The organism is Actinocorallia herbida, assembly GCF_003751225.1.
In the GTDB taxonomy this organism is placed as follows: Bacteria; Actinomycetota; Actinomycetes; order Streptosporangiales; family Streptosporangiaceae; genus Actinocorallia; species Actinocorallia herbida.
On record NZ_RJKE01000001.1, the window covers coordinates 5043831 to 5067787 of the forward strand.

14 protein-coding genes and 1 pseudogene are annotated in these 23957 nt (G+C 71.6%); 7 read left to right on the top strand and 8 right to left on the bottom strand.

The annotated features are described in order from the left end of the window. The first annotated feature begins 82 nt into the window (after positions 1 to 82). From EDD29_RS23055 to EDD29_RS23065, 3 genes are all read left to right on the top strand, one after another. Positions 83 to 1552, top strand: a complete 1470-nt coding sequence (locus EDD29_RS23055; protein WP_123666413.1) for an MDR family MFS transporter — start codon at positions 83 to 85, stop codon at positions 1550 to 1552. A 114-nt stretch (positions 1553 to 1666) separates the two neighbouring features. Further along, the gene (locus tag EDD29_RS23060) at positions 1667 to 1885 is read left to right on the top strand and encodes an EF-hand domain-containing protein (protein WP_123666414.1); all 219 of its coding nucleotides are present in this window, start codon (positions 1667 to 1669) and stop codon (positions 1883 to 1885) included. Positions 1886 to 2336: 451 nt separating this feature from the next. Further along, entirely contained in the window at positions 2337 to 2924 is a 588-nt protein-coding gene (locus tag EDD29_RS23065) for a hypothetical protein (protein WP_123666415.1), read from the top strand. 129 nt (positions 2925 to 3053) lie between these two features. Here the strand turns inward: EDD29_RS23065 and EDD29_RS23070 are convergent, their stop codons facing one another. Next, on the bottom strand, positions 3054 to 3662 hold the full coding sequence (locus tag EDD29_RS23070; RefSeq protein ID WP_123666416.1) for a TetR/AcrR family transcriptional regulator: 609 nt from the start codon (positions 3660 to 3662) through the stop codon (positions 3054 to 3056). Positions 3663 to 3756: 94 nt separating this feature from the next. On the opposite strand from EDD29_RS23070, the gene EDD29_RS23075 reads away from it, so the two are divergent. Both EDD29_RS23075 and EDD29_RS23080 read left to right on the top strand, forming a co-directional pair. Further along, a complete protein-coding gene (locus tag EDD29_RS23075) occupies positions 3757 to 4509 on the top strand; it encodes an SDR family oxidoreductase (protein ID WP_123666417.1) in 753 nt (250 codons plus the stop codon). Between the two features lie 110 nt (positions 4510 to 4619). After that, positions 4620 to 5273: an NADPH-dependent F420 reductase gene (locus tag EDD29_RS23080; protein ID WP_123666418.1), complete on the top strand. Its 654-nt coding sequence runs from the start codon at positions 4620 to 4622 to the stop codon at positions 5271 to 5273. A gap of 59 nt (positions 5274 to 5332) precedes the next feature. Here the strand turns inward: EDD29_RS23080 and EDD29_RS23085 are convergent, their stop codons facing one another. Both EDD29_RS23085 and EDD29_RS23090 read right to left on the bottom strand, forming a co-directional pair. Further along, the gene (locus tag EDD29_RS23085) at positions 5333 to 9376 is read right to left on the bottom strand and encodes an NB-ARC domain-containing protein (protein ID WP_123666419.1); all 4044 of its coding nucleotides are present in this window, start codon (positions 9374 to 9376) and stop codon (positions 5333 to 5335) included. Continuing rightward, positions 9369 to 9719: a hypothetical protein gene (locus tag EDD29_RS23090; RefSeq protein WP_123666420.1), complete on the bottom strand. Its 351-nt coding sequence runs from the start codon at positions 9717 to 9719 to the stop codon at positions 9369 to 9371. The genes EDD29_RS23085 and EDD29_RS23090 overlap by 8 nt, the downstream gene beginning before the upstream one ends. 167 nt (positions 9720 to 9886) lie before the next feature. Here EDD29_RS23090 and EDD29_RS23095 point away from each other — a divergent pair, with 167 nt between their 5' ends. Continuing rightward, on the top strand, positions 9887 to 10540 hold the full coding sequence (locus EDD29_RS23095) for a hypothetical protein (RefSeq protein WP_123666421.1): 654 nt from the start codon (positions 9887 to 9889) through the stop codon (positions 10538 to 10540). A gap of 592 nt (positions 10541 to 11132) precedes the next feature. On the opposite strand, the gene EDD29_RS23100 is transcribed toward EDD29_RS23095, so the two are convergent. The 5 genes and pseudogenes from EDD29_RS23100 to EDD29_RS23120 all read right to left on the bottom strand — a co-directional run bounded on the left by EDD29_RS23100 (position 11133) and on the right by EDD29_RS23120 (position 23071). After that, positions 11133 to 18107, bottom strand: a complete 6975-nt coding sequence (locus EDD29_RS23100) for a laminin G domain-containing protein (protein WP_148086060.1) — start codon at positions 18105 to 18107, stop codon at positions 11133 to 11135. Positions 18108 to 19236: 1129 nt separating this feature from the next. Continuing rightward, positions 19237 to 19401: pseudogene (locus EDD29_RS23105) on the bottom strand (AraC family transcriptional regulator); the annotation flags it as partial. Positions 19402 to 19449: 48 nt separating this feature from the next. Further along, the gene (locus EDD29_RS23110; protein WP_123666423.1) at positions 19450 to 20262 is read right to left on the bottom strand and encodes a phytanoyl-CoA dioxygenase family protein; all 813 of its coding nucleotides are present in this window, start codon (positions 20260 to 20262) and stop codon (positions 19450 to 19452) included. A gap of 359 nt (positions 20263 to 20621) precedes the next feature. Continuing rightward, entirely contained in the window at positions 20622 to 22163 is a 1542-nt protein-coding gene (locus EDD29_RS23115) for a serine hydrolase domain-containing protein (RefSeq protein ID WP_170201521.1), read from the bottom strand. A gap of 284 nt (positions 22164 to 22447) precedes the next feature. After that, on the bottom strand, positions 22448 to 23071 hold the full coding sequence (locus tag EDD29_RS23120) for a TetR/AcrR family transcriptional regulator (protein WP_123666425.1): 624 nt from the start codon (positions 23069 to 23071) through the stop codon (positions 22448 to 22450). A gap of 108 nt (positions 23072 to 23179) precedes the next feature. Here EDD29_RS23120 and EDD29_RS23125 point away from each other — a divergent pair, with 108 nt between their 5' ends. Then, complete coding sequence (locus EDD29_RS23125; RefSeq protein ID WP_123666426.1) at positions 23180 to 23956, top strand: SDR family NAD(P)-dependent oxidoreductase; 777 nt, start codon at positions 23180 to 23182, stop codon at positions 23954 to 23956. Position 23957 lies beyond the last annotated feature (1 nt).

Here is a 23957-nt window from a genome sequence, read left to right on the forward strand (position 1 = left end):
AGCGGAGCAGTGCTCCATATGCTTGCGGAGCACTGCTCCGCATACTACGGGAGCCTTCTCTCCACCCGGAAAGAGACCCACCGTGTCAGCTATCGAGAACGGCGCGCCACCCCCCACCACCGGACCGGGATTCTCACCCGCGCTCACCAGGGCGATCGCGGTCACCACGCTCGGCGCGTTCATGGCCTTCCTGGAATCGACGATCGTCAACGTCGCACTGGACACGCTCACCCACGAGCTGCACGCCGGCCTCGCCACGATCCAGTGGGTCATCACGGCCTACCTGCTGGCGATGGCCGCCGCCATCCCGATCTCCGGCTGGGCGGCGCACCGGTTCGGCGCCGTCCAGGTCTACGTCGCGGGCCTGGCGGTCTTCGCGCTGGCCTCGCTCCTGTGCGGCCTGGCGGGCTCCGTCGAGGTCCTCATCGCCGCGCGCGCCCTGCAGGGCCTGTCGGGCGGCCTGCTCGTCCCCATCGGCACGATGATCACGATGCGCGCGGCCCGGCCCGAGCAGATGGCCAAGGTCATGGGCGTGACGGGCGTGCCCACGATCATGGCGCCGGTGATCGGCCCGACCGCCGGCGGCCTGATCCTCGATCACGCGGGCTGGCAGTGGGTGTTCTACCTCAACGTGCCGTTCGCCCTGCTCACCATCCTGCTGGCGGTCAGGCTGCTCGGCTGGGACGCCCGCGGGCAGACCGGCGGCCTCGACTTCCCCGGCGTGGCCCTCCTCACCGGCGGCAGCGTCGCGGTGACGTACGGCCTCGCCGAGATCGGCGCCGAGGGCGAGCTCACCGGCACCACGCTCTGGGCGGTCTCGACCGGCGCCGTCCTGCTCGCCGGATTCGTCTTCCACCAGCTGCGGGCGACCAAGCCGCTCATGGACGTCCGGCTGTTCAAGGACCCGATGTACGCGGCCGCGTCGCTCACCAACTTCTGTCTCGGCGCGGCGGTCTTCGGCGCCGTCATCCTGATGCCGCTGTACTTCCAGATCGTCCGGCACGAGGACGCCGTCACCACGGGCCTGCTGCTCATCCCGCAGGGCGTGGGCGTGGCCGTCGCGATGCTCGCGGGGGCCAAGCTCACCGACCGGATCGGCAGCGGCAGGGCCGCGCTGATCGGCGGGGTCCTCGGCATCGCGGGCTCGGTGCCGTTCACCTTCCTCGGCGACGACACCTCCTACCCGCTCATCGGCGTCATGATGGTGGTCCGCGGCTTCGGCGTCGGGCTCTGCGCGATCCCCGCGGTCACCGCCGCCTACCGGGCCGTCTCCCCGCCGAAGATCGGCGACGCGACCGTCCAGCTCAACGTGGGCCAGCGCCTCGGCGGCTCCGCCGCCACCGCGGCGTTCGCCGTGGTCCTGCAATCCCACCTCAGCTCCGCCGCCACCCCCGCCGCCCAGGCCGACGCCTTCGGCATCGCGTTCTGGTGGGTGGTCGGCATCGCCGTCGGCGCCACCCTCCCGGCCCTCCTCCTGATCGCGACCGAGCGCAGGACACCGCCCCCCGAACCGCCGCAGGACGACACCAAGATGGAGGCCGAGGCCCTGTGAGCGCCCTCGCCACGTTCCGTCTCCCGCCCCTATCCAGAGCCCGCCCCCACCGGCAGAATGTGGTCGGCGGCCGGCGCCTGCCGGTCGGCGACCGGACGACGAGGCGAGGCATGCATGTCCGACATTGAGGACCGTAAGGCGAGGGCGCGCCTTCAGTTCGACCGGCTCGACAAGGACGGCGACGGCCAGATCAGCCTCGCCGAATACCGCGAGGTGATGGCCAAACTGGGCGAGTTCCCCGAGGACACCGTCCGGGCCATCTTCGACAAGAAGGACACCGACGGCGACGGCGTGGTCTCCTTCGAGGAGTTCTGGGCCTCGCTCAAGGCCTGATCCCCGGTCGTGCCGGGGCCGGCTTCGGCCAGGCCCACCGCCTCGGTCTTGTGGTTCTCCATGACGATTCTCATTTCGCGGGAGCGGGCCTGCTTCGGCGCCGTTCGTGGATCTCTTCTTGAGAAGTCGGACCATTCCCCGATCCCGGGGGAGGCGCAATTTCGGAATCCTCTCGGGGCTCCGGGCGGGGGCTGTACAGGAAGGCGCCGGCCGTCGAGCGGATTCTCTGACGGCCCCGCGGAATTTCGTGCGGCCGGATCATGAAAGGGGCTGAGGGGTTCCGCCATAGTCGGGCGCATGTGGAAGAGGAAAGCAGTGGTGTCCGGGGCGCTGGCGCTGGTCATGGCGGTGCCGTCGTCTCTCCCGCTGGGACGGCACGTCCTGGACGTCCTCGACGCGGTTCCCGTCGACGGTCACCCGCCTGGAGTCCTACGCCCCCGACGACGCCTGGGTGCACTCCTCCGACGACATCTGGCACTGGGACGGCGCCTCCTGGCGGCAGATCCCGCGACCGGCCGGCGCCAACGGGCATACGGTCCACTTCGCCGCGGACGGCCCATGGGCGGCGACCCCGGCCGGCCTGCAGATCTGGGACGGCTCGGCCTGGCGGCTCACCCCGTACCCGGCGCCGTTCGACGGTGCGTCCCTCTCCTGGGCCGTCGGGGTTCCCGACTCCGACGGACGCTGGATCAGCCTCAAGATCCGCGACGGGGAGGGGGGCATACTCCACTGGGACGGCTCGGCGTGGACCGCCTACCCGGCGATGCCCGACGCGGCAGGCCAGGTGGTCGTCGACGAGGCCGGCCGGATCTGGGGCGTCAACCGGATCAGCCGCATGGTCCCCGTCCTGCCGACCGGAGGCTACCTGCAGAACAAGGGCACGATCGTCCGCTTCGAGGACGGCGTCTGGGAGACGGTGGGCGGCGTCGCCGAGGCCCACTACCGGGTCGTCCACCTCCCGGGCTCCGACCGCCTGTACGCCTCCGGCGAGAACCAGTGGAACGGGTCCGACCACATCACCACCAACCGCTGGCTCTGACCCGTCTCCCCCGGTGGCGTTCCGCCGCAAGAGCGGAGCCGAATTCTCACTTGAAATGCATGTCCAGATCGGTGTCCAAGGCATGGGCTCCCTCACCGAGGAGGCCGAACTGACGGCGACCGGCGACTCTCAGGAGAGCGGCCAGGTCCGCAGAGCGGCGTCGGCCATCTCCTGGAGTTCGTCGCGGCCGACCCCGCTCGCGGCTTGGACGGCGATACCGAAGGCCAAGGTGGTGACGTAGCGGGCGAGGAGTCCCGGATCGGTGCCCGGAGGCAGTTCGCCTTCGTCGACGGCTCGCTGGAACCGCTCCCGGACGCGGGAGCAGCCGTCGTTGCGCCAGGCCGCGAGAAGGTCGCGGACTGCATCCCCGGAGTCCCCGGTGGCCAGGGCGCTCTGGACGCCCAGGCACCCGTGGGGATGGGCCGGTCGGGTGGTGGTCCGGACGGTGCCGGCCAGGATGCCGGTGGCGACGCCGAGGGCGGTCGGCTCCTCCAGGGCCCGGGCCAGGTAAGCGCTCGGGCCTTCGGTGTACCGCTCCAGGACCTTGCGGAACAGCTCCTCCTTGTTGCCGAAGGCCGCGTACATGCTGGTGGTGGAGATGCCCATCGCGCCGGTCAGGCCGGCCAGGCTGGCGCCCTCGTAGCCGTGCTCCCAGAAGACCAGCATGGCGCGCTCAAGAGCCTCGTCGGCGTCGAATCCCCGGGGTCGGCCGATGATGCCGCTCTGTTTGGTCGCCACCCCCGCAGCCTACCTCTTTCGCATCGATCGATGCAGAAGTGCTACCGTCCGAGTTCCGCATCGATCGATGCGGAAGTTGACGGAGGTCGTTCACGTGGGACTACTTGAGGGCAAGACCGCTCTCGTCACCGGAGGCGGCTCCGGGATCGGCCTGGCCAGTGCCGTGAGGCTGGCGGCCGAGGGCGCGCAGGTGTTCATCACCGGCAGGCGCAAGACCGAACTCGACGCGGCCGTCGAAGTGATCGGTGCGGGGGCGGCCACCGCGGTGACCGGCGATATCTCCGACCCGGCCGACCTGGACCGCCTCTACGAGACGATCCGCAGCCGGGGATCTGGCTTGGACGTACTGTTCGCCAATGCCTCCGTCGCCGCGTTCGTGCCGCTCGAACAGGCCACCGAGGAGCACTTCGACGCCCTGTTCGGGATCAACGTCCGGGGCACGCTGTTCACCGTCCAGAAGGCGCTGCCGCTGCTCAACGACGGCGCCTCGGTCATCCTGAACGGCTCCACCAACGTGGACGTCGGGGCGGAGGCGTTCGGCGTGTACGCGGCGACCAAGGCCGCCACCCGCTCGTTCGCCCGGACCTGGGCCAACGAGCTCAAGGGGCGCGGCATCCGGGTCAACACCATCACGCCCGGCCCGACCGACACCCCTGGCCTGTCGGGACTCGCGCCCGACCCGGAGCAGGCCGCCGGCCTCAGACGGCATCTGGCCGCACAGGTGCCGCTGGGCCGGCTCGGGCGCCCGGAGGAGATCGCCGCCGCCGTGGCCTTCCTCGCCTCCGACCAGAGCAGCTTCATCACCGGTTCGAGCCTTTACGTCGACGGCGGCCTGAACCAGATCTGAGTCCATGGCCGCGCATCCGGCGAGGATGGCGGCCCCCGGTCGGCCGGGCTCGCCCGGACGGGCGAGCCCGGCCGACCGGCAAGTCCACTGAGAGATCGAGGTAAAGACCCATGACGGTGATCGGCATCATCGGCGCAGGTGAGGTCGGCAGCCAGATCGCGCGTGCGGCGATCGCGGTCGGCTACGACGTCGTCATCGCCAATTCACGCGGACCCGAGACCTTGCGGGACCTCATCGCCGGGCTCGGCCCGTCAGCGCGCGCCGCGACCGCCGCCGGAGCCGCCGCAGCCGGTGAGTTCGTCGTCGTGGCGGTCCCGCTGAAGATGGTCAACGACATGCCCGCGAACGAACTGGCGGGCAAGATCGTGCTCGACACGAACAACTACATGGCCTGGCGCGATGGCCATTTCCCGGTCATCGACTCCGGTGCGAAGACGGTTCACGAGCTGCGCCAAGAGCACCTCCCACGATCCAAGGTCGTCAAGGCCTTCACCCACATCCAAGCCCCCCGCATCACCACCGCGGGCAAGCCGGCGGGCGCCCCCGGCCGCCTCGCCCTGTCGGCCTCGAGCGATTTCCCCGAAGCCGTGGAACTCGTCACACGCCTGTACGACCGGTTCGGATTCGACACCGCCGACAACAGCCCGCTCAGCGAGTCGTGGCGCAGCGGTCCCGGTCAACCCGCGTGGATCGCGCACGAGCACCAGACCCGCGCCGACCTGATCGCCAACCTCGCCAAGGCACGCCGGATCATCTCCGGGTGAGCCCTTCCCCCGAGCCGCGACCCGGCCTGCCTCGTGCGGGTGACCGGCCCTCGCGCGGGTCAGGGGCGATGGCGCCGGTACAGGCGTTCTGCCACGACGGCGCCGATGGCCACCACGACGACGAAGGCCGCCCTGGCCACCTCGCCTTCGAGCAGGAGGCCGCCCAGGACGCCGCCGATGAACAGGGCGGCGAAGGCGTTGGACAGGTGACCCAGGGTCCGGTGTCCGGTGCGGGACCACAGGAGCAGGACGCCCGCGGCGCCGAGTGCGGCCACCGTCTCTGCGGCGGGCACCGCCCAGTCGTCCGCGGGGAGGCGCAGCGCGACCCTCACGGCGCTGAACAGGGCGTAGCCCACCGCGGCGATGCCTCCGAAGGTATGCCAGCGCACCGCGGCCAGCCGCTGGAGCAGGTGCGAGGCGGTGCCGGAGGAACCGCGCGGACGGCGGGGCACGAGCGCGGCGACCCTGACATCGGGATGGACCAGCGCGGCCAGGAGCGAAAAGAAGATCGGTGCGAAGACCAGCCCGCTCAGCGCGTCCTCCGCGGCGGGGTCGAGGAGATAGGCGCCGACGCCGGCCGCGGCGAGGAGGACGAGCCCGCGCGACGCCGCCACCCGCAGCCGCGACCGGCGCGCCCTGCGCGAACGGTCGGAGGAGTCGCCGCCGAACGCGGGGTTCTGCAGGTGGGCGGGATTCGCGGAGAAGTCCCCGCAGAGGTACAGCGCGACGGCGAGGAGCATCGCGAGCAGCGGCAGGAGCCACGGCCAGGGCTCCCTTCCCCACCAGAACTGGAGGTTCGCGATCGGGTGCAGGAAGGCGTTCGGCGCGTCGGCCGGTGGCAGGACCAGACCCAGCAGGCCGGCGTTGATCCCCAGGAACCAGGCGACGCCCCTGAGCATCCCGCTCGCGAGCGCGGGCGGCCCGATCGTCCCGGCGGCCAGGCAGACCGCCGCGACGCCCGCCGCGGCGGACGCGTACCTCCAGTCCGCGCCGGGGTGGCCGGGTGACAGCATGTTCATCTGCCGCCCCAGCCCCGCCCAGAGCATCGCGGCCGTGATCCCGCCCACCGGTGCCGCGAGTGCCAGGGCGAGCCGGAGATTCAGCCGGTAGGCGGACGGATGCCGGACCGCCGCCAGGAACGGGAAGGCCGCGCCGAGGCACAGCAGCACGCCGCCGACCGCGTCCCACGTGCCGGGGCCCACCGGTTCGAGGAGCGGCGCCGGCCCTTCGGTGTAGGCGGGGATCAGGACGACGAGCGACGCCGACGGCCAGGGGACGCCGCGCGGGCCCCGCCAGAGGGCGACGAGCAGGGCGGCTCCGGCGATCCCGTAGCCCGCCAGCGTCCCTACGTCGCCGCGCGCCCTGACGGCGTCCGAGGTCAGGAGCACGGTGCCGGTCGCGCCGAGCACCGGCGCCAGGTAGCCCAGGAGCGTCCCGGCCCGTTCCGGCCGCGACTTGGCGGCGACCAGAGCGCCGAAGGCGCACGCCAGCAGGACGGTCACCCCGGACAGCGGGGACGCCTTCACATCCGGCGTGTCACGGGCGGTGAGGCTCACCGTGACGACCGCGCAGATGAGCAGCCCGAGCCAGAGCGAGACCCAGTCGGGCCACCGCGGGCCCAGCCGCCGCCGGACCGTTGCGCGCGCCCGGACCGACCCGGCCCAGGCCGCCTTCGTCCACCGGTCCGGGGCGTGCTCCGGCCCGCCTTCCCGGACGGCGTACTCGGCCCACGCGGCGGCGCTCTCGTACTCCTCCGCGCCGGTGTGGGCACGAACGAGCAGCGACGCCGTCCGCGGCGCGACCGGCGTCTCCGCCACCACGGTCTCCAGGCGGTCGAGCGCGTACCCGGGGAGGCCGACCGCGAGCGCCCGCGCCGCGACCCCTTCCTCCCACCGCGCCGTGAACCCGGCGGTCTCCGCTCCCCGGACCAGTCCGGCCATCCGTTCGGCGTCGCCGATCTGCCCGTGCGCCAGCAGGAGGTCCGCCGCGGTCAGCACCGCGTCGACCGCGACGACGTCCCGGGTGGGCGCCCGCCAAGGCCGCCCGTACACGTCGCCGGCCCGCCGCAGCACGGCGAGCGCCGCCCCGCGCGACAGCCCATCCGAGCGGGCGAGCCCGACGAGCGCGACGAACCGTCCGCGCCGATCGCCGATCGCCTCGGCCCGTGCCGCGGCCTCCTCGAATGTCCGCCGGGCCTCGTCCGCCCGCGCGCCGGCGCGCAGCACCCCGGCCAGCGCGATCAACGCCCGCACCCGCTCCACCGGCCGAGCCGCCGCCGCGAGCCCGACGCCCGGTGGGCCACCGTCCGAGCGCGGCGGCGAGTCGGCCTCCCGCGCCCGGCCGTCGACCGGTGCGGTGCGGCGGTCCACCGGCGGGCGGGCATCGGCCGTGACGGCGTGGCCGTCGGACGGTGCGGCGAGGACGTCCACCGGCGGGCGGGCCCGCGCGGGCCCGGCGCGGGGGGCGGACAGCGGGCGGAGGAGCGTCTCGGCCGCCGCGAGGTCGCCCAGCGCCGCGAGGGCTTCGGCCTCCACCAGGAGACCGGCAGGGACCGGGGAAAGGCGGGCGGTCCGCAGCGCTTCGGCCGGGTCGCCCAAGGCCAGGTGGGCACGCGCGCGCAGGGCCAGGGAGCGCGGGGATTCGGGGAGGACGGCCAGGGCTTCGGGCCAGTCCCCACGGTGGGCGTGGCAGCGGGCTTCGGCGATGCGGAGTTCCGCGACGGCCTCGGGGCCCGCGGCCTCGGCCGAAGCGACGGCCTGCTCGAGCAGCCGCGGGAAGTCCTCGGGAAACTCGGTCATCTCGTACAGTTCGGCGAGTCTCGTAATGAAGCGCCAGGTGTCGTCGGCCTCGGGACGGGCGGCCTCGGCCGACGCGGCTCGCGTGACGTCGCCGACGCCGGCGAGCGTGTCGGCGTCGAGCACGGCGTCGAGTTCCCGCAGGCGCAGGGCGCGCAGCCGCGCCGCGGACTCGGCGGCCTCCTCGGGGACGCGCAGTTCGTTCGCGAACTCCCACAGCAGATCGTGCAGCCGGTAGGACGCGTCGGCCGGCTGCTCCACGAGGTGGCGGGCGTGCAGATCGCGCAGCATCTCGGCGGCCTCGCGCTCCGGCACGCCGGCCAGCGCGGCGGCGTCCGCGGGCCTGACGTCGCGCAGGTCGGACGCGAGGAGCCGGAACATGCGCTGGAGTCCCGGCGTCAGGCGGCCGTACCCGGCGGTGAAGATCGCGCGGATCGACCTGCCCGGATCCTCCCGGGAGGCCATGAGGTCGAGTCCGTGCTCGGCCAGGTCGGCGTCCAGTTCGGCCAGGGAGACATCGGCCCGGGAGCGGCCGAAGGCCGTCGCGACGACCAGGTGGACCGCGAGCGGGAAGCAGCCGCAGCGGCGGACGATCGCCGTCGCCGCCTGCCGTTCCGCGGCGACCCGCGCGGCGCCGGTCGGGGCGCCGTCCGCTCCGTCCGGCGGGTCGAGGGCCCGGGCGAGCAGGCCGAGCGCCTCGCGTTCGGGGAAGGAGCGGACCGCCACGTGCGTGGCGGCGCGCAGACCGGGCAGTTCGGTCCGGCTCGTGACGAGGAGGACGCTGTCGCTGGAGACGCCGGTGAGGGGCCGGATCTGGGCGGCGTCCGCGGCGTCGTCCAGCAGGACGAGCAGGCGGCGGCCCGCGATCGCCCGCCGGTAGCGCGCCTCGTCGCCGCCCTCGGCGGCCGGGACGTGGAGGCGGCCGCACAGTTCCGCGAGCAGTTCCCCGGGGGCGACCGGCTCGGCCGTCGAGCCTTTCAGGTCGAACCGGACGACCGCCTCGAACGAGCCGCGGAACCTGGCGTCCGCCTCGTTCATGAGCGTCGACTTGCCGGCGCCGCCGAGGCCGTCCAGGACGACGACCCTGATCGCCTCCGGTGTCCGCCTGCTCGGCCGCAGGACACGCGCGACGGCCTTCAACTCGGCGGACCTGCCGTGGAAGCGGTCCCTGGAGACCACCGGGTCGGACTCGATCGGCCGTCCGGCCGGATCGGTCGCCGCGTTGAGCGTGAGGTCGCCCCGGACCCGGGACCAGAGCACGATCTGGAAGACCCGCCCGCCGCGGCGCCGCCTCCAGCGGTCAGCCATCGCGGTCGCGCTCCGGCGGCGGATCCGCGCCCTGGCGCACGGTCACCTCGCCCTGTGCCTCGTTGCCCGAGACCCGCTGCTCACCGGTACCGGTCATCGTGACGCGGATCGAGCCGCCCGCCTTGTTCCCGCGAACGTACTGGGAGCCCCCCGCCCGCCGCGAGCCCCCGGGATCGCGCCCCTCGCCGACGGGCAGGAACCACTGGACGAGGACGCCGACGAGCAGGAGCGCGCCGCCGGAGACCCACCACACCAGGGCGCCGTCCGTGAGGAACGTCGTCCCGACGTTCACCACCGCCGCCACCGCGACCGTCCCGACCGCCCCCACCACGCGCTGCGCCACAGGACCCACTAACGCCCCCGAACCTCAAGAGCCGACTCCCCCGAGCCGGTATCAAGTATGCGGGGCCCGGCCCACCCCGCGCCACAGAGATCCGAAACGAGACGATCCGCACCTGAGGACGGGGCCGCCTCCGCCCCTGACGTCAGCCCACGTGTCTCGGAGAACCGATGAGACTGCCCATCACCGTCCACCGCGCGCGCCTCGGAGCGACGGAGTTCAAGGTCATCCGTCCTGCCCGGCCGCCGTCCCACGCGGTGCTCATCGATCGCGACCGGTACCTCGACGTTCACCTCGACCGGGACGCCGCACTCCGGCTCGGCGGCCTCTGGGCCCTCGCCGCCACGTCACCGCGCGCGCTGATCCACCTGCCGATGCGCGGCAACCGGCCGCCTTCCCGTCCGCTGCCGGAGGACGCCGCACACAGGCTCGATCTCGTGCTCGTCCATCACTCGCTGCAGTTCGCGCCGGCCCGTTGGAAGGAGGTCCGCGGCCGCCTCGGCCCGGGCCGCCCGCGGACCGTGACGCTGCCCGGCTCGGCACTCGAAAGCGACGCCGTGGTCGACCACGCGGCACGGCACCACCGGGAGAACCGGGACCTCTTCCACCAGCACCTCCACGCCGAGACCCTGTTCATGACCGGCAGCGCCAAGGTGTTCAGGGAGACGGCCCGGCACTTCCTCGACGTCGCCCACGAGGGACCCGGCCACGTCCCCGTCCACCCGGACCATCCGCACTTCTGCACCGCGCTCCACCCCAACGACGGCGTCCTCGGCGACGCACGCGAGATCCACATCCGGTACCGCGAGGATTGGGGCCCGTGATCCGGACGGGCGGGCCGGGAGCCGGGACGTCCGCCATGCGGAAGCGGGCGGGACCGCACCACGGTCGGTCTTCGCCGATCGGCACGTGCCGGCGGTCGCCCGGTCTCGGCCGAGGCCGGACCGGTCGGTCCGGGTCGACGCGGGGGATGCGCAAGGGGCCGCGCAGGCTCCGGTTCAGGAGGTGCGCCGGGGCGCGGCGAACGGTGCAGGGGGCATCGCCCAGGAGCATCCGGCCGGCCAGGCGCAGCGTGGAGGCCGAGGCGGTGGCGGGCGACCCGCTGTCGAACGGCGGCCGGGGATCGTATCCGATCACCAGTTGCAACGCCTTGGCCCGCAGCGCCCCCAGCAGCCGGTCGACCACCACCACCTGCGCCAGTGTGACTGAGCACTCCAGTTGGCGGATTTAGCGCTTCAGTTGGCGGGATTTGCCGTTCGGCGTTGTTGTCGATGTGGGTCGTGTCCGCGGTGGTGGTGCGCGGGTTTCTGAAGCGGTGAGCGCGCCAGCCCTGGCGAGGGCGGCGCGCTCGTTGGTGGTGCTGTTCTGCTTGGTTCGGTCGGCTCCTGGCCCGGGGTTCAGGCTGGGAGCGGTTGGTCAGGTGGTGATGTCGTAGTAGCGGGTGAAGAAGGTCTTGAGTTCTTCGAGGTAGGGGGTGAGGGTGGGGAAGTTGGCGCGGACGGCGGTATCGAGGGCGGCGGTGAGTGCGGTGCGGGTGCCGGTGTCGGCGCCGAGGTAGGGCTTGAGGCGTTCGGCGAGGTCGTTGTGGCTGTTCATGCCGAGGGCGAGCATGGCCTTGGTGAGGCTGGCCGGGGCGTTGGAGGAGACGGGCGGCAGGACGCGGCTGACGAAGGTGACGCGGTGCAGGATGCGCCAGCAGGGGGGTTTCTGGGCGGTCTGGCGGGTGGCCTGGAGGGCGCGGGCGTTGGCGGAGGTGTCGGTGCGCAGCCAGTCGGGGTCGACGACCTTGCCGTAGAAGTCCTCGAAGTTGTCCTTGCTGGTGTCGAGGTAGAAGGTCATGAACCGGTAGGCGTCGACGCGTCCCGGGGTGAGGACCGGCTTGTTGTTCGCGTCGAACTGCGGGACGCCGTTGACGGTCTTCTGCAGGTCGCTCTCGGGGGCGCAGGAGACGTCGAGGCTGAAGGAGCGGGTGGCGTCCTTGGACTTGCTGCGGGTGACGCTGTATCCGCCGCCCAGGCTGACCTCCCAGCCGGCCTTGAAGCCGAACGCCCAGGCGCTGCTGCCGTACATGCCGCCGGCGGTGAGGCTGCCGTTGACGCTGTAGGAGCCGCCGGTGGTCTCGGTGACCTGGTCGACGGTCCCGGTGGTCTCGGCGAAGAACCCTCCGGCGGCGGTCCACACGTAGGTGTTGGCGAGGTTGCGGCGTGCGGCCGCGCTGTTGGCGCGGCGCCCGGCCTCCCGGTTGCGGTCGCCGGCGTCCGGCGCGCCGCCGGGGCCGCCCGTCATCGAGGCGCGCACCCGGTCGGCCTGGGCCTGGACGGGGTCGGGGACGCCGGTCTCGGTGGAGACGGAGTCGTAGTAGCCCTGGAGCTGCTGCTGCTCCCGCTCGATCCGCCGCTTGAGCTGGTAGGCCTCGCGGACGCGCAGGTAGCTGTACTCGCCTCCGTCGCCGGCGGTGGGGAAGCTCGGGTCGCGGAAGGCGTCGGCGGTCCCGTCGGCCTTGGGCGCGCCGAAGCCGATGAGGCCGTCGAGGGTTCCCTGCTTGGTGTAGCGGGGGTTGATGGGGAAGGGGATGAGGTTCCAGTCGCGGGGGATGTCGGGGCTGGGGAGCATCCGGTAGGCGACGAGGGCCTGGTTGTGCTCCAGCCGCAGCGCGTACACGTCGGCGGTGTCGGACTGGACGACGGCGAACCCGGTGTTGGCGGGCACCCACCGGCGTCCGGCGGCGGCGTTGACCTGCTTGGCCGTCTCGGCGGGCTCGTAGTTCCCGGCGAGGGACACCTTGCTGCTGCGGGTGGTGTCGGTGCCCTGCGTCACCGAGACGCCGTTGCTCCAGCCGTTGGAGAAGCCGAGCTCCGCGGTGACCTCGTGGTCGATCTGCCAGGAGACGACCGGTGTGGCGACGCCGACGATCGGGATCGGCGGCACCATCTTGATCATGTACTCGTCGCCGGCGACGGAGGTGGTGAACTTGGCCTTGGCGGACATGTCCACGCTGGTCTCGTGGTCGGAGGACAGGGTGTTGGAGACGCTGTCGGCCTGCACGAACTCGACCGAGGTGCTCTCACCGTACTGGGTGGGGTCGTCGGACCCGTCGTGGATGAGGTTCTCCGACGGGACCGGAGGCGCGCCCTCGATGTAGCCGACGAGCTGCGGGTCGAACTGGGCCTGCCCGACCCAGGTGGTGGTCAGGTCGCCGACCTTGTAGCCGGTGTGCAGGTGCCAGGCGCCACCGCGCACGTAGGTGTAGGAACGCTTCATCACCCCGGTCACGCCGCCGTGCGGGAGCCGCTGGACGTCGGCGTACTCGGTCGCGGCCGGGACCGCGGAGACCAGGGAGTTGAACCGGGTCGCGATCCCGGTGAGCGCCGAGCGGACCTCCGCGATGTCCTGGGAGATCGGCGCGGTGCACAGCACCGGCGTGGGCGGGGGCGTCGACGGGGTGAGGTCGTTGCCGATCAGCCCGTCGTCGCGGACCAGCGCGCCGGCCGTGGTCGAGGCGCCGTCGAAGGGGTAGTAGGCGATGAGGTCCTCGCGCCTGCCGCGGAGCCGGCCGAAGAGGTTGTCGAGCACCTGCTCCTGGGTCCGCGCCGTGCGCCACACCCTGAGTTCGTCCATCTCTCCGGTGAAGGGCTCGGCAGCTGTGCCGTCGGTCTTCTTGAACGCGCCGACCGTGAACTGGTCGGCGCCGCGCCCGGCGGCGGCGAACGGGTCCCCGGGGGCGGTGAGGACGGCGGCCGACGGGGTGCCGTTCTGGTAGAAGGTGAAGGTGCTGGCCGCCGGGTCGGGGGTGCGGGTGCGGGTCGCGCCCCACAGCCGTCCGGGGTAGGTGTCGCAGGCGTCCGCGGTGGTGCCGCCCTCGGTCTCCGGGAACGTCCACCACGCGAGGAGGCCGTCGGCCTTGGCGGTGATGGCGGCGCCGATCTGCTTGGCCTCCCGGGCGGTGTTCCAGATCCGCGCCTCCGACAGCACTCCCCTGAGCCCGAACTCGGCGGCCCCGACGAGCCGGCGGCCCAGCTCTGCGTTCGCGTCATTGCCGACGGGCTTGGTCCCGGTGTAGTCGTGGGCGTTCGCGGCCACGCCGTTGATGTAGAAGCGGATCTCGGTGATGCCCGAACGCCCGTCGTTGGGCCGGTTCTCGTTGGTGCGGCGGGTGACGGCGACCTTGGTGAACGCGCCGGCGGTGATCTTGGTGCCGGACAGGAACGTCCTGGTCTCGGCCTTGCTTCCCGATCCGGTCTCGAAGGCGAAGCCGATCTGGCCGTCGTTGTTGACGTAGAGGGAGTACGGCACGCTCCCGGGCTTGCCGGAGCCGAAGGTCCCCTTGCCGACCAGGCCCTGGACGGGGCCGATGTCGTCGACGCGGATGTTCGCCTCGATGGTCAGGTCGTCGACCAGGTCGAGGCCGTCGGCGCCGCCGCAGTCGATGTAGGAGGCGCCGTCCAGCCTCATCGCCCACGCCTGCTGGAAGGTCAGCGCGAGGTGGGACCAGTCGCCGGCGGTGAAGGCGTCCACGCTGCGCACGTACTGGTCGCCCACGGACCCGATGAGCCGGTAGCCGGTCAGCCCGGACGTGGCCAGGACCCGGCCGGCGGCGAGCCTCCCGTCGTTGCCGTTCCCGGTACGGTCGGCCGCCGACAGGTTCGCGAAGTTCCAGTAGGCGGTGAGGCCGGGCTCCCGGCCGCTCGCCCGGCGGCGGCGGTAGGCGTCGATCTCCGTCTGGGTCCTCGCCCGGTTCCAGACGCGGACCTCGTCCAGTTCGCCCTGCATCGCCGAGCCGAAGGCGTTCGCTCCCAGGTAGATCACGCCGGTGCCGGAGTATCCCGTGGCCGGGGTGTCCTCGGCGACCTTGACGCCGTCGCGGTAGATGAAGCGCTTGTTGGTGCCGGCCTCCTGGACGACCGCCCAGTGGTGCCAGTCCTGGTCGGTGTAGGCGGCGGAGGTGAGGAGGTATCCGCTCGTGGAGTCGCCGACGGTGAACCGGTTGGCGGAGGTGAGGCCGACGACGAAGGAGGACGTGGAGTTCTCGGTGCCGTGGCCGAACGCGTGGTTGGTGCGGGAGACCGCGGTCGGCCTCATCCAGAACTCGATGGTGAATCCGGTGCCCAGGGCGAAGGCGGTCGCGCACTTCACCGCGTCCCCGGTCGTTCCGTTGAACGACAGCGCGCTGCTGACCGGGGTGCCCTCCAGCCCCAGCCCGTAGCCGGAGGAGGGGCCGTTGGCGTGCAGGATCCTGGACCGGCCGGTCGTGGCGGTCGGCCTGGCCCACGCCTCGATCGTCAGGTCGCCGTCGGCGGCGGCCTTGGGCAGGGAGGCGGCGGGCAGCGCGAGGGACTGGCCGCCGGTGAAGGCCAGCGACCGGCCCGGGGAGGCGCCGCGCCACCGCGGGGTGAGCGCGGGCGCGGCGTCGGCGGCGACGCCGTCGGGCACGGCGGCCACCGCCTTGCCTGCGGACGCGCCGACGATCTTCGAGCCGCTCGACAGCGACACCCCGGGGACGGTGCAGGTGGCGAGGGCGAAGTCGTAGGCGAGCGTGCGGATCTCGCTGCCGGCCGCGACGTCGAGGGAGCCGACGGACACCGTGAACGTGGTGGCGCCCGAGGCCGCGGCGGCGGACACGGTGCGGGCGCGGTCGCCGATCCGCACCGCGGTCCCGGCGGCCAGCGGCCCGGCCAGCGGCGCGGCCAGCGTGACCGTGCGGTCCGCGACCGACTTCACCGCGCCGATCACCGTCCCCGCGGGCAGGTCCCCGCTGAGGACGGCGGCCGCCAGGTCGGCGCGTCGCGGCACGCCGGGGAAGGTCTCGGAGACGGTGCCGCGCGCCACGACGATCTTGCAGGTGTCGGAGGTGGCTCCGGCCGACACCGTGACCTTGATGTCGGCGGTGTTCACCGCGGGATCCCGGCCCGCCAGTTCCAGGGTGCCGTCGGTCAGGGTGATGCGCTTGCCCGCGCGGGAGACCGAGGTGGCGTAGTAGGCGGAGAAGAACTGGCCGTCTCCGCCGCGGAAGTACAGGGCGACGTCGCCGTTGGCGCTGTCGAGCAGCGACGGGGTCTCCGCGGTCCAGGCGAACGTCAGCAGCGCGCCGAAGGTGCTCAGCCCGCTGCGGTCGCTGGAGACGACGGGCATGGGCAGGACCGGCTCGGTGTCGCCGAGCATGCCGCCCGACAGCGTCGACAGGTTGTTCTGCGCGGCGGTCAACGCCGCCTGGTTCGTGGTGGCCCGCTGCTGGGCGGCCCGCATGTTCGCCACGCTCGGCTCGACGACGGCCAGCTCCGCCCGGAGCAGGCGCTCGCGCTCACGGGTCCACCAGTCGGCATAGATGCAGAACTGGTTGTACGCGACCAGGTACAGATAGCCCTGGTGGGGGAGTCCGTACATGGCCCTGACGTCGTAGAGTCCGAAGTAGATCTCGGCGAGGCGTTGGGCCATCGCCGGCTCCTGGTCGGCCAGGGCCCGGTCGGCGTCCAGCGCGATCTGGGCGGAGGCCACCGCGTCCTGCGCGGCGCTGATCCGCTCCAGCCCCGACGTCGGGTCCGGCAGGCCGATCGGGGCGAGGTCGATCGTGTCCGGCACGGCAGACAGCCGCCCGTCGGTGCCCACGGCGAAGTCGACGGTCGACACGTACGAGCGGGCCGCGTCCCCGCCCGCGGGGGCCGGCCCGGAGGTGGCGAAGGCCAGCAGCACCCGCGCCTGCCTCTTCTCCTGGGTGGGCGCGCCGCCGTAGCCGGTGACCATGGGCTCCTGCTGGTGGTACAGGAGCGCGGACAGGCCGGTCACGACGGTCCTGCCCTTGATCGCGAACGTGTCGCGCGCCAGGCCGGGGCCGTCACCGACCGGGGCGTCCGAGGTCACCCACACCGGGTCGGAGCCCAGGTGCGACGCGGTCCGCAGGTTGGCCGTCTGGTCGGCCAGGGAGGTTCCGGCGCCCTCGTCGAACCGGTAGTAGGCGACCAGGCCGCTCTCGATGCCGGTCAGGCGGCGGCCCCGGTCGGCGAGGTCGGTCGGGGTGCGGGCCGTGCTCCAGATCCGCACCTCGTCGATGTCTCCGCTGAATCCCTGGGCCTGGGCGCCGGCGGTGTCCAGGCGGGCGGCCAGCACCAGCCTCCCGCCCGGCTTGGGCACCGCGGCCCGCGCGAGGGAGCCCTGGGAGGCGCCGTTGAGGAACAGCTCCAGCTTCGTGCCGTCGAAGACCGCCGCCACATGGCTGAAGACGTCCTTGGCCACGACCGCCGTGCCGGTCAGCGACCAGGTCTGCCCGTCCTGGGCCGCCTTCAGCTTGCCCTGGGCATCCAGGGACAGCTGGAAGCCGTCTGTGTCCCGCTCCTTTTCACTTGCGAGGATCACGCCGCCGTACGCGGCCGGCCGCACCCACGCCTCGACGGTGTACCGCCCGGTGTCCGCGAGCGCCTTGGCCGGCGCGCCGATCAGCACGCGGGAGGAGCCGGCGAACCGCAGTGCGGTGCTCGCCCGGTCGGTGGCTGCGACGACCGGGACCATGGGCCGCTGGGTGTTGGGGTCGATGCCCTGCTCCCGCTCCAGCACCGATCCGGCGAACCGCGGGTCCGGGCTGGTGTAGAGCTGGGTGCCGACCAGATCGAACAGGCCGTCGGAGGTCCGGTCCAGGTTGAACGACTCGATCCGCCCGGTCGCCGCGTTGTGCGCGAAGAGCTGCCAGCGCGACGCGCCGGACACGATCGTGGGCAGGATGAGGGCGCAGAACGCGCCCTTGGCCAGCTTCGGCGCGAACGACAGGCGCAGCGTCGGCTCGAAGAACTGCTCGCCGTGCATGTCCCGGGTACCGAGCGTGTCGCCGCCGGACGCGGGGACGGTCTTGTCGCGGCTGCGCTGGTACCGCACCTCGACGACGGGCTTCAGCTCCGACCCGACCAGCACGTACCGGTCGACCAGCAGCGACGCGTCGACCGCCGGAGACTTCGCGCCGCCCGGCAGTTCCAGGTCCGCCCGCCCCGCGTCCCCCGACAGGCCGCCGCCCCGCACGCGGTACACGGCGTCGGCGTGGCCGTCGGCGATCGACTGCCGGAACACCAGGAGGTACCGGCCGTCGGACACGACCTGGATCGGCACGTCCGCGGTCAGGCGGGCCGTCGTCGACAGGAACGGGTCCGCGTCGCCCGGCAGCAGCAGCTCCGGCCGCGTCTCCGCCCGGCTGCGCTTGCGGACCACCGGCATCGTCCGCACCTCGGTGACCCGCGGGTCGCAGTCCGCGATCTCCGCGGGGAACGGCAGCGGCACCGGGTCGTCGTTCCAGTAGGCGACGTCCAGCGCCCCCCGCTCCTCGCTCCCCAGGTCCAGGTTCAGGACGCTGTAGTAGATCCTGCGGTCGGCGTCCATCGCGAACGCCACCGCCGTCCCGTCATGCCGCACCATCGTGGTGGAAATGTACTTTTTGCCCCGGTAGGACCGGACAAGCTCTTTCTCGGACAACGGCTCCCTTTCTCTTCATCGTGCCGTTCCGCAGATTCACACACGCGAAGATCCACCCGGGCAAGAAAAGGATTGGACACCGTCCAACCGAAATCACCGAGCGGGCGACGACCAATCTCGCACGTGATCTTCCGAAGATCACTTTCGGTGAGAAGCCGACGCAGCCCGCTGCGCCGATTCAGCGGCCCTGACGCCGATGGCCCGGGTCAAGCGCATGTCTCGTCGATGAATGGAGCCCGATATTTGGCAGGCCAAGCAGTCCTGCTGCATCTGGTCCGATGGCTGGTCGGCGGCAAGGGAAGCCGAAAGTCATTGAATAGAGGAGTCGGGTTGTCCTCCAAATGCAAGGAGCGTCCTTCCTAGCTGATGAAATCGCCAGTTCATGCAGCCTTTGCCCGAGTTGCCGTCACGGATACATGCGGCTAGCTCCAAGGTATGGGAGGCCTTGCCGCGACGGGTAGTTGAAGACCTCGAGGCCGATTCACTTGCGGAGCCTCGCGATCGGGCGATTTGTGGCAAAAGCGCAGAATGAATGTCCACTGCGGCCTGCATTGCAGCATTCGATAACAATATTTCTATTGATCCTATTTGTCTGGTTGGCGTGTTTTGGCTCGTCGCGATGAACTCGATCGGCGATAGGTGCATCTCGCCCGTCGTCCGGCCGCTCCCGGGCCTGGTGGCCGTAGCGCCGGCGACGGATTTAAGCGGGGGGTGCGCACTGTCATGTCAGTTGCGGTCTGGGGCGGGGGATTCGGTCGTGTCGTCGGCGGCCTTGGTCATGGTGTTGGAGATTGCCCTTTTCGTCCGGCGGAGCCGCGTGAGCTGTTCTGCAGGGAGACGTGGAGGGCGGTCGCACGGGCGTGTGGTCCGGCTGGGGGGAAGGCGAAGGGGAACTGCGGCGGTGGCGCTGCCAGATGAGGGCGTTGCCGCTCAGTCTCAAGATCGATATCGGCGCTGCTCATCGTCGACTTCGTCCCCGCCAACGGCGACCGGCCCAGGCCCCAACGTGGTCGTGCCTTCCGGAGCGGCCGCGTTGGTGATCACGGCTGGGTGATAGTCGAGTTCGGTGCCCTCGGCGCCGGATGTACTCCGACAGTGGCATGCCCGCGAGCGCGGAGAACATCCGGCGCAGGTGGTGTTCCGAGGTGGCCGCGATGCGTGCCGGCTCCTCCGTCTCGACGGCCTGGTCGAGATGGCCCTCGATGTGCTCCATGGCCTGGTTCAGCCGCTCCAGCACGCCGGTCTCCTTCCGCCTGACGACCGCCGTGCCGGGCGGCGTCCACGGCTACCCGGCGCTGCGGTCGGCGCCGTCCCCGTCCGGGCCGGGCGTTTCCCGTCCCAGTCCCCGGCGGATCGCGATCTCCACGGGAGAGTACGCGCCGTCGGCCCGCTCCAGTTCGTACGGTGCGGCCGGCATCAGCGGCGGCTGGGCCATGAAGCGCGGCCGCGTCCCGTGGTGCGGCTGCGCGGCGTGCACGAGGAACGGATGGCACAGGAAGACGTCGCCCGGGGATCCGGTGGCGAGGGCGACCGGCCGGTGGTCGGACGCCGCCACCAGGTCGGGCGCGAGGGCCAGTCCGCTCGCCCCGTCCTCTCCGTACTTCTCCAGCACCTTCGGCACGTCGAGGTGCGAGCCGACCCGGATCCGGGTCGGGGCGTCCCGTTCACCGACCTCGCTGAACAGGAACAGCATCAGCAGCGCCCGGCCCTGGGAGCGCAGATTCGTGAAGTACCAGCTCTCGCCCTCCGGCAGATAGCTCCCCTCGATGTGCCAGCCCGCGTCGTCCGGTTCCTCCGCGTGCGGGAAGCGCAACGGGAACGTGCCCAGTGAGTAGCGCGGCTCCCACCGTCCCGCGCCGACGAGAAGGTCGTAGGCGCGATGCAGGGACGGGGAGTTGGGCGCGGCGGCGAACGGCCCCTGCGCCATGCCGGGCACCCAGTGCACGGGCTGCGTCCACGTCGCCGGATCGTCCGGGTCGCAGCCCGTCTCCCGCCACAGCAGCCGCGCGCAGTCCGCCGCCACCCGCGGCGCGACGGCGCCTTCCACCTTCACGAAGCCGTCGCGAAGAAAGCGGGATACCAAGGTCATGTCATCCATGCCCCCATCCTGCGGCGAAACCCTCCCCATTACCCGACATCATCCGCACCACCTTTGCCGGGTGCTCGCCGAGCCCGTCCCCGCCCGGCGTTCGGACGGGCCGATCGTCTCAGCGGCTTCGTCGGCGGAGGCCCGCGTCCGGTTCGAAGTTTCGACGTCGCGCCGCCCGCGAGGTAGATCTCCGGAACCCGGCCGAGCTCGCCGTTGTCGGCCTCGGTGGAGGCCCACCAGTCGTTGGCGAGCGAGCCGAGGCGCAGGGTCTCGCCTGACACCGATCGCCGATGCGCATCGGCGCTGGGGGCGGTCCCCGATGGGCGGGCCGCCCCGCGGCGGGGCGGGGCGGCCTTGACGGGCGGGCGTCAGCAGAAGCCGGCGCGCAGGATGTCGTACATCATGACGAGTTCGTAGTTCCAGTAGAGGTCGACGTCGAAGGCACCGGTGCTGGAGTTCTTGCCCTTGTAGGGGCGGAGCTTGGCGGGCCAGTCGGCGTTGAGGTTGAACGCCATCGCCTTGGTGCCGTCCGCGGTGATGTAGTTGTAGGTGAGCGAGCCGGGGACGAAGCCGTTGTGGCCGTAGACCGTCACCGTCTTGCCGGGCACCGACGGGCAGTCGAAGGTGCGCTTGGCCAGGCCGAGGCCGTAGGTCATGTGGGCGTCGCCGGCGACCGACGGGTGGTTCGTCTCGGCGAGGTCACCGGGGGCGGTGCCGGCCGCGGTCTCGTCGACCAGCCCGTCGAGGTCGTTGTCGACGCCATCGCCCGCCTCGTTGTAGGCGAGGGACTCGTCGGACTCGTCGAACTGCGTGTACCAGTCCATCATCTCGGCGAGACGGGTCGTGGACAGGAGCTGGCCGCCCAGCAGCGCCTTGTCGAATTTGATCAGGTCCGCGGTGGTGGACATGAGGTCGCCGGCGCCCGCGGTCAGGGTGGGGTTGAAGCGAGTGGCGTCGTACGGGCCGAGCGGGGTCGGGTCCTTCGGGTCGGTGCCGACCAGGCGCAGGCCCGTCCAGTGGTCGGAGTGCGGAGTGTCCAGGTCGCGGACGACGCCCGTCTTCTCGTCGGCGTTCCAGCTCGCGGGCATCTTGCTCTGCGTCATGCCGACGGGCTGGAGGATCTTCTCGGTGATGAGCTGGCCGTAGCTCTTGTTCGTCAGCTGGCGCATGATCATGGCCAGCACGACGTAGTTGGTGTTGGAGTAGTAGAAGCCCTTGTCGATCTTGCTCGGGCACAGGATCGTGTCCGTGGCGCTCCGGCCGCAGTCGGCGGGGAACAGCGGGCCCTGGCTCACGCCGTCGGCCAGGAGCTGCGCCAGGTAGTACTGCCCGTCGCGCAGCGGGCCGTTCGGGCCGAGCAGGAAGTCGGCGCCGACGCTGGCCTGCCAGTCGTAGATCTTGTCGTAGGACTCCAGCCCGCTGGTGTGCTGGAGCAGGCTCCGGATCGTGATCTTCGAGGCGTCGAAGCACAGCTGCGAGGTGTTCCCGCCGTACCACGCCTGGTACATGACATTGCAGCCCGTGATCTGGCTCTGGATGGAGAGCGGGATCGGCGAGTCGAGCGTCAGCGGCCCGCCGTCGATCGTGTACGTGCCCGCGTCGATGAGCTGCAGCATGACGACGCTCATCAGCATCTTCGTGTTGCTGCCGGCGCGGAAGCGGTCGTTGACGTCGCGCTTCTCGGTGACGGGGTTGCCGTTCGGCTTCTTCACGCCGACGTCGACCGTCACCTGCGTTCCGCCTGCGTCCCAGCGCGCGATCAGGCCCGGCGTCTTGCCGCGATTCCCGGCCGTCTCCGGGTTGCTCGCCTGCCATTGCTGCATCGCGGTCGCGATATCCGTCGCATTCCCTTCCGCCGACGCGGGGGGACTGCCCAGCGGAATGGTGACGGCCGCGAGAACGACCGCCATCAATCCTTTACTGAAAGTGCGCATCGCATCGCACCTTTCTGAGGGGGGTCAGGCAAGAATCGCGGCCCCCACGGCTCAGGACATCGTCCTTCCCCACCAATCTGACCCGGGACCTCGTGTGATCCCACAACTCTCAGATCCCTACTCGTCGTCGTTCAGGATCCGTTCGGCGCGCTGTTCTCCGGGCGTCCGCAGGGCGTAGTGACGGCCTATCGGTTCCCGGCCCGATTCTGCCTCGGCCCGGCCTCCGCGGTCCTCGCCGGTCCGGCCGCGGCACCGGGTCGCTAGCCGGTGCCGTAGCCGGCCCGCATCATGCGGACCGCCTCATCGACCACGCGCTCCATGGACGCCTCGTCGGGCGCCCAGTGCGGGAGCAGCATGCGCGGCCAGAACACGTAGTTGGAGATCATGCCGAGGAACTGGGTGGCGGCGAGGTCGAGATCGTCCACGGCGATCGTGCCCGCCGCGCACTCGGCCTCCAGATAGCGGCGAACGGAGTCGAAATAGGGCATCTTTCCCTGATTGAACTGGGCCTCGGCGAGTTCGGGGAAGCGCGGCATCTCGGCGATGACGATGCGGAACAGGTCCGCCATTCCCGGGCTCGTGAGCAGCGCGACGTACCGGCGGCCGATCAGGGCGAGGCCCGTGCCCGGATCCCCCGCGGACGGCCGGACGACGTCCTCCTCGCCGGTGCGCCACGAGGCCGTGACGATCGCGTCGAACAGCGCGGCCTTGGTCGGGAACTGTTTGAACAGCGTCGCCTTCGACACCTCCGCCGCCTCCGCGACCTTGGCCAGCGAGGTCCGCGCGTACCCGGAGTCGAGGAACAGCCTGGTCGCCGCTTCCAAGATCGCTTTCCTCTTCTGCCGCGCGACGCGCTGGTGGTACGCGGAGGGTTCGGTCGTCATACGCCCATCCTAGGCGAGGTGAGCGACTTGACTCACCACTGGCGCATTGCCTAACCTTCCCAGCGAGGCGAGTCACTCGACTCACTATTCGCCCTAGAGGAGAGAACCATGCGTTTCCACGACCGCACCGTGCTGGTCACCGGAGCCACCGGCGGGCAGGGCGTCAGCCACATCCGCGCTTACCACGCCGAGGGCGCCAACGTCGTCATAGCCGACATCGCCGAAGAGCGCGGCCGCGCGCTCGCCGCCGAACTCGGAGACCGCGCCCTGTCCGTCCGGCTGGACGTCACCGACGAGGTGTCCTGGGCCGCGGCGATCAAGGCGACCGAGGAGCGCTTCGGCCCCCTATCCGTTCTGGTCAACAACGCGGGGGTGCAGAACCCCGCGGCCCCGATCGAGGCGACCGACCTGCGCGTCTGGCAGCGGATCCTCGACATCAACCTGACCGGCGCCTTCCTGGGCATCAAGGCGGCCGCCCCGTCGCTGCGCCGGGCCGGCGGAGGCGTGATCGTCAACATCGCCTCCACCTCCGGCATCGGCGGGACAGCCTTCTACGCCCCCTATGTGGCCGGCAAGTGGGCGATCCGCGGGCTGACCAAGACCGCGGCCCTGGAACTGGGCCGTGACGGCATCCGGGTCAACGCCGTTCACCCCGGCGTCATCGCCACCCCGTTCATCACCGAGCCCGCCGCGGGCAGCGACGCGCCCATCTCGGACTTCTACTCGCCCGAGCCCTTCGCGATCCCGCGACTCGGCGAGCCCTCCGACGTCACCCGCCTGCTGCTGTTCCTCACCTCCGACGAGGCGTCCTTCGCCACCGGCTCGGAGTACGTCGTCGACGGCGGGCTCCTGCTCGGCCCGGCGCTCAAGCACGACGCCGCCTGAC